This is a genomic window from Ruminococcus sp. 1001136sp1_2201st1_G3_2201SCRN_220225 (assembly GCF_040924365.1).
Taxonomy (GTDB): Bacteria; Bacillota; Clostridia; order Lachnospirales; family Lachnospiraceae; genus Blautia_A; species Blautia_A faecis.
Map to the genome: position 1 here is coordinate 1 of NZ_JBCOME010000081.1, position 11,701 is coordinate 11,701.

At 45.9% G+C, this 11,701-nt stretch carries 10 protein-coding genes; all 10 read right to left on the reverse strand.

From position 1 onward, the window contains the following. Nucleotides 1–926 (reverse strand): ABC transporter ATP-binding protein (locus AB5642_RS18335; RefSeq protein ID WP_368371819.1); only part of this gene is annotated, 926 nt, incomplete at its 3' end. Next, on the reverse strand, nucleotides 926–2,659 hold the full coding sequence (locus AB5642_RS18340; RefSeq protein ID WP_148462791.1) for an ABC transporter ATP-binding protein: 1,734 nt from the start codon (nucleotides 2,657–2,659) through the stop codon (nucleotides 926–928). The genes AB5642_RS18340 and AB5642_RS18335, both read right to left, overlap by 1 nt. Nucleotide 2,660: 1 nt before the next feature. Then, nucleotides 2,661–4,187, reverse strand: coding sequence for a 4-alpha-glucanotransferase (malQ, locus tag AB5642_RS18345; RefSeq protein ID WP_330590200.1), 1,527 nt, complete (start codon nucleotides 4,185–4,187; stop codon nucleotides 2,661–2,663). Between the two features lie 209 nt (nucleotides 4,188–4,396). Next, nucleotides 4,397–6,052 carry a peptide ABC transporter substrate-binding protein gene (locus AB5642_RS18350; protein ID WP_118579210.1) on the reverse strand — a complete coding sequence of 552 codons (1,656 nt, stop codon included), beginning with the start codon at nucleotides 6,050–6,052 and terminating at the stop codon, nucleotides 4,397–4,399. Between the two features lie 103 nt (nucleotides 6,053–6,155). Then, the gene (locus AB5642_RS18355) at nucleotides 6,156–7,166 is read right to left on the reverse strand and encodes an ABC transporter ATP-binding protein (RefSeq protein ID WP_118579213.1); all 1,011 of its coding nucleotides are present in this window, start codon (nucleotides 7,164–7,166) and stop codon (nucleotides 6,156–6,158) included. Next, nucleotides 7,167–8,174: an ABC transporter ATP-binding protein gene (locus AB5642_RS18360; RefSeq protein WP_118579216.1), complete on the reverse strand. Its 1,008-nt coding sequence runs from the start codon at nucleotides 8,172–8,174 to the stop codon at nucleotides 7,167–7,169. It abuts the gene before it with no gap. A gap of 15 nt (nucleotides 8,175–8,189) precedes the next feature. Then, nucleotides 8,190–9,548 carry an ABC transporter permease gene (locus AB5642_RS18365; RefSeq protein WP_118579270.1) on the reverse strand — a complete coding sequence of 453 codons (1,359 nt, stop codon included), beginning with the start codon at nucleotides 9,546–9,548 and terminating at the stop codon, nucleotides 8,190–8,192. Nucleotides 9,549–9,550: 2 nt separating this feature from the next. Further along, nucleotides 9,551–10,495 (reverse strand): ABC transporter permease, encoded by a 945-nt coding sequence (locus AB5642_RS18370; RefSeq protein WP_173718253.1) that lies wholly within the window; start codon nucleotides 10,493–10,495, stop codon nucleotides 9,551–9,553. Nucleotides 10,496–10,875: 380 nt separating this feature from the next. Continuing rightward, on the reverse strand, nucleotides 10,876–11,025 hold the full coding sequence (locus AB5642_RS18375) for a hypothetical protein (protein ID WP_173773360.1): 150 nt from the start codon (nucleotides 11,023–11,025) through the stop codon (nucleotides 10,876–10,878). A gap of 76 nt (nucleotides 11,026–11,101) precedes the next feature. Further along, on the reverse strand, nucleotides 11,102–11,701 hold a 600-nt coding region (locus AB5642_RS18380), incomplete at its 5' end, for an alpha/beta hydrolase (RefSeq protein WP_368371821.1).

Genomic DNA, 11,701 nt, shown 5'->3' on the forward strand with positions numbered 1-11,701 from the left:
AGCGCATTCTCCAGCTCTGTGATAACGCCGGAAATCTCATTAAACGGCTTGGTATACTGATTTGCATAGTTCAGGAAGCTGGTCAGCTGTCCCACAGTCATACCGCCCTTAATTACTGTAAATGCACCAAAAATTCCAACTGCTGTGTAAACAAGACCATTTACAAAGCGTGTGGATGGGTTTGTAATAGAGGAAAAGAAAATCGCTTTGATTCCGCAGACGCGAAGCTCTTCATTTACTTTTCCAAACCTTTCATTAGCTCTCTCCTCATAGGAAAAAGCCTGCACGATCTTCTGATTTCCAACAAGCTCTTCCACAATAGAAGTCATCTCCGCTCTCTTCTCGGACTGCTCCTGAAACATGCGGAAGGTTCTGCCTGCGATAAAGCTTGCCACGAACAGGGAAATCGGAGTGAGCAAAATAACGATCACTGTGATCTTCACACTGATGGAAAGCATAAATCCAATGGTTCCAAAGATGGTCAGCACACCGGTAAACAGCTGGGTAAAGCCCATAAGGAGACCATCTGAAAACTGACTGACATCAGAAACAATACGGCTTAAAATATCTCCTGGCTGATTGGCATCTATATAAGATACCGGCACCTCCTGAAGATGGGCAAACGCCTGGCTTCGCACATCCTGCACCACGCTGTAGGTAACCTGATTGGTAAGAAGGTTCATCACCCACTGGGAAACTGCATTTCCCACAACGATCACAGCCAGAGCTCCAAGCACCTTCAAAAGTCCGGCTGTATTTACATTTCCCGGACCTACGATATTATCTACACCATTACCAATCAGAATGGGTGTATACAGGGTAAATCCAACGGTGACAAGCGCTGTCAGAAGCATAATGATAATTTTTGCTTTGTAAGGGCTGATAAATTTCAGTACCCTCTTCATAGTCTCTTTATTCCTTCCCATCAGCGGTTCACCTCCTGTTCGGAAAGCTGTGACAGGCAGATTTCTCTGTAGACCTCACAGGATTCCATAAGCTCTTTGTGTGTTCCCACACCAGCCAGCTCACCATCATCCAGAACCAGGATCTTATCTGCCTGCTTGATGGAGGTTGCTCTCTGGGAAACGATAAACACAGTCATTCCCTTTGTCTGCTCATGAATGGCATGACGAAGAGCCGCATCTGTGGCAAAGTCAAGGGCAGAAGCACTGTCATCCATGATCAGGATCTCCGGATCTCCCACCAGTGCTCTTGCTATGGTAAGACGCTGGCGCTGTCCGCCGGAAAGATTGGCGCCGCCCTGACTTACCATGGTATTTAAGCCCTCCGGCTTACTTTTTACAAAACCACTTGCCTGCGCAATGGAAAGAGCCCGTTGGATTTCTTCTTCGGAAGCGTCCTCTTTGCCCCATTTCATATTGTCACGGATGGTTCCCTTAAACAGAACTGCCTGTTGTGGTACCATCCCCACCTTTTTACGAAGCTGTGAAAATGGATATTCTTTTACATTATTTCCATCAATTACCACATTACCGGAAGTTACGTCATAGAAGCGTGGGATCAGATTGACCAGAGTGGATTTACCACATCCGGTACCACCAATGATGCCGATGGTCTCACCTGGTTTTGCCGTAAAGGAAATATGGGAAAGCGCCGGCTCCTTGCTGCCTGCATAGGTAAAGCTCACATCTTCAAAGACAACTCTTGCAGCGCCTGCATTTTCTTTCTGAACACTATTGCCCTGATCCGTGAGAGACGGCTGTGTATCCAGCACCTCATTCAGACGCACACCGGAAGCCATAGCCTTTGTCACTGCCACGATCAGGTTTGCAAGAGCGATCAGTGCGATCAGGATCTGGTTCATATAGTTTACAAGGGCAACCACTTCCCCCTGTGTAAGAATACCCACAGACACTTCCTTGCTTCCATACCAGAGGATTCCGATAATGGCAAAGTTCATGATAACCGTAGTGGCAGGATTCAGAAGTGCGGAAATTTTTCCCGCTCTTACCTGCACCTTGGTGTAATCGTCGTTTACTTCTGAAAATTCTTTATATTCTTCCTGCTGTCTTCCAAAAGCCCTTACCACTCTGGCACCCACATGATTCTCTCTGGTGATCAGTGAAATTCGGTCCAGAAATGACTGAGCCTTTTTGTAAATTGGCACTGTTGTACGCATAATTCCGTAAATTACAATGGAGATCACCGGAACCGCAATCAGGAAGATCAGGCCAATCTTCACATCAATGGTAAAGGACATGATCACTGCACCCACAACAATAAAAGGAGAACGAAGGAACAGACGAAGTACCATGTTCACACCAGTCTGTGCCTGATTCACGTCATTGGTGATCCTTGTCACAAGGGTAGGAGTTCCAAGCATATCCAGTTCTCTGTAAGAAAGCCTGCTGATATGGGAAAAAAGCTCCTTGCGAAGGGCAGTGCTGAATCCCATGGCTGCCTTTGCAGAGAAATACTGTGCTGTCAGGGAACATGCAAGACCGATCACTCCAAGCAGTACCATGATCACACACTGGTGCCAGATATAGACATTGTCCTGATTCTTAATGCCGATATCCATGATTCTTGCAACAACCAGAGGCACGATCAGCTCAAAGGTGGCCTCCAGCATTTTGAACAAAGGAGCCAGAAAACTTTCTTTCTCATAGCCCTTCAAAAATATAAGCAATCTCTTCATCTTACTTCTTATTCTCCTGGATTCGTCCATATAATCTGGTCATTGCGTTAATTCTATGAATGATCTCATCCGTAAGCTGACCTCTTGTAAGACGCCATTTCCAGTTGTCTCCCAAAGTAGAAGGCGTATTCATTCTCGCTTCATTTCCAAGACAGAGATAATCCTGCAAAGGTACTACGCACACTTCTGCTACTGAGGACTGTGCCGCCCGGATAAGCCCCCATACACATTCATCTGTGTCTTTCTCCTCACAGGCTGTGTACTGGTTCACATAGTCTCTGTTTGACTGGGTAAGGTTTCCAAGCCAGCCCTTCGTAGTCTCATTGTCGTGGGTTCCAGTGTATACAATACAGTTTTTGTCATATCGGAAAGGAAGATATACGCTCTCGCCGCTTTCATCAAAGGCAAACTGAAGCACCTTCATACCCGGATATCCGGATTCTGCCAGAAGCTCCCTGACGCTGTCTGTAAGGAATCCCAGATCCTCTGCGATCACATCCAGATTCTTAATTTTTTCCTCCAGGACCTTGAACAGTTCTATTCCAGGACCTTTTTCCCATTTTCCATTCTCAGCGGTCTCATCTCCATAGGGAACTGACCAGTACTCGTCAAAACCGCGGAAATGATCGATCCGGACCTTGTCGTACAGCTTCATACAGTGAGCCATACGAAGGATCCACCAGTTATAACCTGTTTTCTTATGATATTCCCAATTATAAAGTGGATTTCCCCACAGCTGACCAGTTGCGGAAAAAGCGTCTGGAGGACATCCTGCCACTGCTGCCGGTGTAGCCTCCTCATCAAACTGGAACAGATCCGGGTTCGCCCATGCATCTGCGCCATCAAAAGCCACATAAATAGGAAGATCACCGATGATCTTAATACCTCTGTCATTTGCATATTTCTTCAGCCGGTTCCACTGGCGGTAGAACCAGAACTGCTGAAAGGCATAGAAGCTGATATCCTCCTTCAGCTCCTCTCTTGCCTTAGCAAGCGCCTCCGGCTTACGTGTCTTTAAGTCCTCCGGCCACTGATTCCAGGAAATTCCCTCCAGGCTGTCCTTTACTGCCATATAAAGACAATAATCTGCAAGCCAGAAGCCCTGCTCTTTCTCAAAGGCTTCCATCTCCTCACGGATCAGCTGAAGCTCCTTTTCTTTCCCATCCATCTGGTAAAAACGTCTGTAAGCCTTCCGAAGAAGGGAAAATCTGGAAAGATAAACCTTCTCATAGTCCACATAGCTTTTGCTGCCGCCCCAGTCACATTCTGCACATTCTGCTGCTGTGAGAAGGTCTCTCTGGATCAATTCCTCCAAATCAATGAAATAAGGATTTCCTGCAAATGTGGAAAAAGACTGGTAAGGGGAATCCCCGTATCCGGTAGGTCCAAGTGGCAGGATCTGCCAGTATTTCTGACCCGCTTCTGCAAGCTGATCTACAAAAGCGTAAGCTTCTTTAGAAAAACATCCGATTCCATAGTTGGAAGGGATACTGGATATAGGCAATAAAATACCGCTGGCTCTCATCATATGTTCCTCCTGTCTGGTTCAATAACCATTATCTGTTTATTATACCGCTATCATGCATAATCGGTCAACAGAATAAAACAGCTTCGCAAATTTTATCCTGCTTTCGTTGCTGCTCAAAAAACAGGCACCCGGAAAAATTCCGAATGCCTGTCATTTTCTTCTGCATCACATTTAAGTAATACCAAAAGACTTATATTCTTTTGACTTGATTATTTCTTACTTGTATAACCGAAGAAGAAGTATCCAAGTGGTGTGTAGTACATGCCGTCAATGTCTGGATTGAGCATATATGGCTGTGTATAGAAGTAGATCGGAGCAAGTACGCTGTCCTGTCCAATGAGGATATCCTCAGCTTCGTGGAATGCTTTCATACGCTCTTCCGGATCAGAAGTAGCTTTTGCTGCATCGATAGCTGCATCATAGTCTGGGTTAGAGTACTGAGCGTCGTTGTTACCGCCGTCTGTGTACCACATATCCAGGAATGAGCAAGGATCGTTGTAGTCTGCGATCCAGCCGTTACGGGCGATCTGGAAGTTACCATCTTTTCTGTTCTGAAGGAATACGTTCCAATCCTGGTTGTTCAAGTTAACAGTTACACCAAGCTCTGTCTGCCACATGTTCTGAAGAGCCTCACCGATCTTCTTGTGGTTATCAGCTGTGTTGTACAGATACTCTACAGTCGGGAAGCCTTCGCCGTTCGGATAACCAGCGTCTGCAAGAAGCTGACGGGCCTCTTCGCAGTTAGCCTCATAATCCTCATCGGAAATGCTGTAGTAAGAACCGCCTACTGTACGGAAGTCATCACTACCAGCACCAGCTGCATCATTTACACCGTTCGGTACATATCCGTCAGCCGGAACCTCACCAGCCTGGGAAACGTTCTCTACGATGTAGTTACGGTCGATTACAAGTGAGAACGCTTTACGGATGTTAGGGTCAGAGAAAACTTCGTCCTCTGTGTTGAAGCATACATAGTAGGTTCCAAGATAGTCACCAATCTCAAGCTCGCCAGAAGCAAGGTAGGTCGGGATCTCGTCTACAGGAAGGTTCTCGATGAAATCAAGCTCTCCGTTGTTGTAACCTTTGAGCATTGCGTTGTTGTCATCAAGAAGTGTAAACTTGATAGTATCCGGTCCAAGATTCTCATAGTCATAGTAGTTCTCGTTTTTCTCCATGGAGATGTAAGCATTGTGAGACCACTCTGTCATTTTGTATGGTCCATTGCCAATGTATGTGCTTGGATCAAATGTCCAGTTGTCACTGCTCTCTACCATATCCTGACGAACCGGGAAGGTTGCCGGGAATGCCATGATTTCTTCGAAATACGGGCAGTCATAGGTAAGATCGATCTGAAGAGTCTGATCATCAACTGCTGTAATTCCAAGAGTGCTTGGATCCGCACTTCCGTCAGCAACTGCGTCATATCCTTTTACCATGTCGATCATGTAGCAGTAATCTGCTGCTGTCTCAGGATTTGCTAGACGCTGCCATGCATAAACGAAGTCACCAGCTGTTACAGCCTGTCCATCAGACCATTTGATTCCGTCACGAAGTTTAACAGTGTAAGTAACTGTACCATCTTCGTTCTCGGCCTTTTCCCAGGACTCAGCCTGTCCAGGAGCTGTGACAGCATTTCCTTCACCATCATTTACCCATTTAGCCAGACCTTCGAACATATGGTTGCACATGATAGCTCCATCAACTGCAGAGTTCAGTGCAGGGTCAATTGTCTGTGGTTCAGATGCGATACAAAGGTTCAGGTTGAATCCTTCGTCAGATGCTGTATCCTCGGCGAATACAGGAGTTGCTGCCATGCTTAATACCATAGCTGCAGTCAGTGCCATAGACATAAATTTTCTTCTCATTACATTTCCTCCTTTATGCTTTTTTGCGCCGCATGAGAGATGAGAATCGACGCTTGTATTCATCAGCTCTTCCGTGAAGAAGAACGAAATACCTAAACTTCCTTTATTTGTCCAGCAAATGGCAGGCTGCCCAGTGGCCCGGCTCATGCTCTCTGAACACAGGAGTTACCTGGCTGCACTTTTCAGTGGCATATGGACATCTGGTGTGGAAACGGCATCCGCTTGGCGGATTCATAGGACTTGGCACGTCTCCTTCCAGAATAATACGCTTTCTTGTCCGGCTCAGCTTTGGATCCGGAACCGGAACTGCGGAAAGCAGGGTCTGTGTATATGGATGGATCGGATGTCTGTTCAGCTCATAGCTCTCGCCCAACTCAACAAGAGAGCCAAGATACATAACACCGATTCTGTTGGAAATATGACGGACAACGGAAAGATCATGGGCAATGAACAGATAAGTCAGACCCATCTGCTCCTGCATGTCCTCCAGCATGTTTACCACCTGTGACTGGATAGAAACATCCAATGCGGAAATCGGCTCGTCACAGACGATGAACTCCGGTTTTACTGCAAGGGCGCGGGCAATACCAACACGCTGCTGCTGACCGCCGGAAAACTCATGTGGATAACGGTTTGCATGCTCTGTATTTAATCCAACCTGCGCCAGCAGCTCTTTGATCATGTCAGCGCGGTCTTTCTTACTCGCTGCAAGCTTGTGGATATCAATGGCCTCTCCAATGATCTCACCAACTGTCATTCGAGGATCCAGGGAAGCGGACGGATCCTGGAAAATGATCTGCATTTTTCTTCTGTAGGGAAGCATTTTAGCAGCTTTGGCTTTTCCAAGAGGTTTGCCGTCTTTATCCAGAGGATTGTCGTAAATGGTTTCGCCATCATAAATAATCTTTCCTCCGGTTGGCTCATAAAGGCGAAGAATCGTTCTTCCCAGTGTGGTCTTTCCACATCCGGACTCTCCTACAAGACCGAGTGTTTCACCTTTTTTGATATAAAGGGAAACATCCTGTACAGCCTGTACCCCCGGACCTTTTATGCCATTTACCGGAAAATATTTTCGTAAATTCTCAATTTCAAGAAGCTTCTTTTCTTCTGCCATTTATTTCTCCTCCTTGTTCATAAGCTCCTGAACCCGAAGCCAGCAGGCGGAACGATGTTTCTCGCCCACTTCCACGTAAGGAGGCATTTTCTTCAGACAGATCTTCATGCAATGCTCACAACGTGGAGCAAACGGACATCCTTCCGGCGGATTCAGCATATCAACCGGGGTTCCCTCGATTGGGATCAGTCTTTCATAGCTCTCGGCATCAACACGGGGCATGGAACGAAGAAGACCCTTTGTATATGGATGTGCAGGCTCGTAGAAAATGTCATCTACAGGTCCCTGCTCCACAATTTTACCTGCATACATAACGGATACCTTGTCACAGATATCTGCCACAACACCAAGGTTGTGTGTGATGAAAATGATTCCCATTCCGGTCTTTTTCTGAAGATCCTTCATCAAGTCAAGGATCTGTGCCTGAATGGTAACATCAAGGGCTGTGGTCGGCTCATCTGCGATCAGAAGCTGCGGATGGCAGATCAGTCCCATAGCGATCATGACACGCTGTCGCATACCGCCGGAAAACTCGTGTGGATACTGCTTCATACGCTTCTCCACATTATTGATTCCAACCAGTTCCATCATTTCCATGGCACGTTTCTGGGCTTCTTCTTTGCTGATTTTCTTATCATGGGCACGAAGAGCTTCCACAAGCTGATTTCCGATGGTGTAAACCGGATTCAGACAGGTCATGGGATTCTGGAAAATCATAGCTACTTTGTTTCCGCGGAACGCAGTCATCTCTTCCTTGGAAAAAGAAAGGACATCTTTTCCCTCGAAGGTAATGGAGCCTCCGATAACTTTACCTGGGGACTGAAGAAGCCCCATAATAGAATATGCCTCCTGGCTCTTTCCAGAACCAGATTCTCCAACAACTCCCATAACTTCGCCATAATCAAGGTCATAGGAGATACCGCCAACGGCTTTTACCTCGCCGGCCGGGGTAAAGAAGGAGACTTTCAGGTCTTTTACTTCCAGCAATTTATTTTTCTGTTCAGACATTGTTCTCCTCCTCTCTTATTTCTTCAGCTTCGGATCAAGAGCATCGCGAAGTCCATCGCCAAACAGGTTGAATGCAAGGATCATAATGCTCAGGATCACGGAAGGTACGATCAGTCTGTAAGTATAAGTGTACATACCGCTAAGTGCGTCTGTTGCCATGGATCCAAGGCTTGGAAGAGGTGCAGAAACACCAACTCCAAGGTAGGATAAGAAGGATTCCAGGAAAATTGCAGACGGTATCTGCAGGCAGGTAGTAACAACGATCTGTCCGATACAGTTTGGAAGCAGATGACGGCGGATGATTCTGCCGCCAGATGCACCAAGTGCTCTTGCTGCGGTTACATATTCCTGCTGTTTCAGCTGAAGTACCTGGCCACGGATAATACGACTCATGGTAACCCAGTATAACAGACCAAATGCAATAAACATGGAGATCAGGTTCGGTCCAAGTACATTGACAAAGGATTTCATAGGACTGGTTCCTGATGAATTCACATAGTCAGTAAGGATTGGTTTCAGTGCAGTTGCGATCAAAAGGACAACCAGCATCTCCGGAACTGCATAAATAAGTTCAACAATACGCTGCATCACTGCGTCCACCTTGCCGCCACAGTAACCGGAAATAGCACCATAAAGGGCGCCGATCACCAGTACCAGGATAGCTGCGAATACGCCGACAGACATGGAAACACGGGCACCATACATAACACGGACCAGAATATCACGGCCATACATGTCAGTACCAAATACATGAGGGAATACTTTTTCCCCATTTGCCTTGCGCTCAAGCTCTGCCTGGGAATAACCGAAAATATGCTTCTTGATTCCAAGCTCCTTGCGGATGGAATCCTCATCTACGCTCTGCTCCTCAGAAGAATCTTCTGAAGGTTTTGCAGCGACTTTTGCTTTTGCACGGATAACTGCTTCATCTTTCTTTGTAAATTTCTCGCCCTTTTTCTCAGCTTCTGCTTTCGCCTGGGCGATCATTTCATCTACATCCACTACATCGGACTGGGTTCTGGAAGCGATCTCGTCGTTCACACGCTGGGTGTCCTCCAGTGTGTAATGATAGGGATAAAGGTTCTCAGCACCTTTGTTAAACTCGTCATAACCATATGGGATCAGAAGCGGGCCCACAAAGGCAAATAAAAACAGGAATACGATCACACCAAGTGCAACCATAGCCACCACATTTTTCTTTAATCTTCTCCAGGCATCTTTCCAGTAGGAAACACTCTGGCGGTCCTGAATAAAATCATCCTTCTCCTGTCTGGACGCAGATGCAAAATCATCCGGACTTAAATCCTGAAGGAGGTTCTCAATATCCGGCTGAAGACTCACCGGACATTTCTTAATCTTCTTATCTTCTGCCACGATCATTCTCCTCCTTTCGCAAGGCTGATTCTCGGGTCAGCAACCTTATAAAGGAGGTCTACAACCAGGTTCATCAGAATAATAAATGCTGCCAGGAAAATGGTAGTTCCCATAATAACCGGATAATCACGGTTCTGGATGGACTGTACGAAGTAACGTCCAAGTCCTGGAATTGAGAATACGCTCTCTACAACAAAACCACCACAAAGAGTAAAGGCCACCTGCGGTCCTAAGTATGTAATAACCGGAATCAGTGCATTTCTAAGAGCATGCTTGAAAATAATCTTTTTGTTCTTCAGACCTTTGGCGCGGGCTGTCTTAATGTACTCCTGGCTTAAGGAATCCAGCATGGCAGAACGTGTCTGACGTGCTGTATAGCACATTGGGTAAAAGCCCAGGGCAAAGCATGGCAGTACATAGGCGCGCCATCCCTGCGACGGATTAAAAATAGACGGAAACAGATTCAGTGCATTGTTTCCAGTCAGGGTTACCAGAAGAACAGATGCCACAACGAAGCTTGGCATGGAGATTCCAAGTGTACAGATCACACGAAGAATGCTGTCTGTCAGCTTGCCTCTCTTAAATGCGGCAAGACAGCCAAGAGGTACACCCACCAGAATCGCCCATGCAAGTGCAAGTGCACCTACCTTGGCAGATACCGGGAACATATCCACGATAATGTCAAGAACTGCACGGTTCTTCTGCATCTTAAGTGATACACCGAAGTCACCGTGAAGAATATTTTTCAGATACATAAACAACTGTACATAGACCGGCTTATCCAGTCCATATTTGGCATTCAGCGCAGCCAGTGTGGTCTCAGAAGGTGTTTTTTCACTGAGCCATGGGCTTCCAGGTACAGCATTCATCAGCAGGAAGGTAAGACAGGCTACCAGAAAGATAGTCAGAATCGCCATTCCAAGTCTTTTTGCAAAATACTTTCCCATTTTTCCTCCTTATTTTTTCCGGTCGAAAACATTTATTTCGGTTTCCTTTATGAGCGATGCCGTCAAAAACGCCACACCCATATCAGACTGATTTCTGACCAGAGTTCATTTTTATAATATATGAAAAAAATTATAGCATTTCAATTCGCTTTATTCAAGTAACATTTTAAACTTTAGAACGGTGACGGTGCAATTTTTTAAGCTTGTACTATTTTTCAGTGCTATTATGGTATATTTTTTGTGTATTTTATACAAAGACATTTGTTTGTTTCACAAGTGCAGATTGTTTATCATAACACTACAGCATGTTTAAAAAAGACTTGGGAGCCTGTTTCAAAAATCATTTCTGCAATCTATATAAAACTAATCTATTTTTCAGTTCAAAAAAGAAGGATACCAGCTTGGCATCCTTCTCTCTCAATTCTTACCAGTTCCCCTTTTGCTTCATCCGGCTCCATATCTTTGCCGCAGCTCATAAGAAAAGCCACACCCAGAAGAACCAGCAGCAGAATCCAGCCTTTTTTTCTCATATAGTTCTCCATTTCACACTGTATTTCTGTGAGTATGTGCAAAATAGAGCATATTATGCATAATGGACGTGTTTTCTCAAAAACCCTTTTTCTTTATATAGAAGGCAATGTCATGATAAACCCGCTTCCGGTCTGTCTCATTCAGAATTTCGTGGCGCATTCCCGGATACAGCTTGCCTTTCACGTCTACATAACCGGCGCGCCGCATATCCTGCACTGCTTTTGCAAAATGACGCACGTTGATCATACAGGGATCATCAGAACCACTGACAAAAAGCACGGGCATTTTCGGTCTGGTGCAGTGCCAGTGCTTTACGTCGTAAGCACGCTTCATCAGCTCAAAAAGTGCCAGATAGCCATCATCTGTAAACGTAAAGCCACAAAGTTCAGAATCGGAGTATTCCTGAGCTGCTGCCTTATTGGCACAGATCCAGGAAGTACAGTTTTTGTCCTTGCGGAAGCGCATCACATTTCCGGCAAAGGAAAGGGTTTCGATAACTTTACTCTTGTGAGCTGGTCCAAACACAGCACTTTCCATATGGGCAATTGCTTCTCCAAGAGATCTTGCCCCATTCTTGCTTGGAGAACCACAAACGATCAGCATGTCCATGCAGTCATCATGATCTCTTGCAAAAGCGCGCACGGCCAGCGAACCCATACTATGCCCGAATAAGAT

What these genes read in the sequence shown, in the direction of transcription:
- AB5642_RS18340 (WP_148462791.1), bottom strand. Translation starts at nt 2,659, where the DNA reads ATGAAGAGATTGCTTATATTTTTGAAGGGCTATGAGAAAGAAAGTTTT.
- malQ (WP_330590200.1), bottom strand. Translation starts at nt 4,187, where the DNA reads ATGATGAGAGCCAGCGGTATTTTATTGCCTATATCCAGTATCCCTTCC.
- AB5642_RS18350 (WP_118579210.1), bottom strand. Translation starts at nt 6,052, where the DNA reads ATGAGAAGAAAATTTATGTCTATGGCACTGACTGCAGCTATGGTATTA.
- AB5642_RS18355 (WP_118579213.1), bottom strand. Translation starts at nt 7,166, where the DNA reads ATGGCAGAAGAAAAGAAGCTTCTTGAAATTGAGAATTTACGAAAATAT.
- AB5642_RS18360 (WP_118579216.1), bottom strand. Translation starts at nt 8,174, where the DNA reads ATGTCTGAACAGAAAAATAAATTGCTGGAAGTAAAAGACCTGAAAGTC.
- AB5642_RS18370 (WP_173718253.1), bottom strand. Translation starts at nt 10,495, where the DNA reads ATGGGAAAGTATTTTGCAAAAAGACTTGGAATGGCGATTCTGACTATC.
- AB5642_RS18375 (WP_173773360.1), bottom strand. Translation starts at nt 11,025, where the DNA reads ATGAGAAAAAAAGGCTGGATTCTGCTGCTGGTTCTTCTGGGTGTGGCT.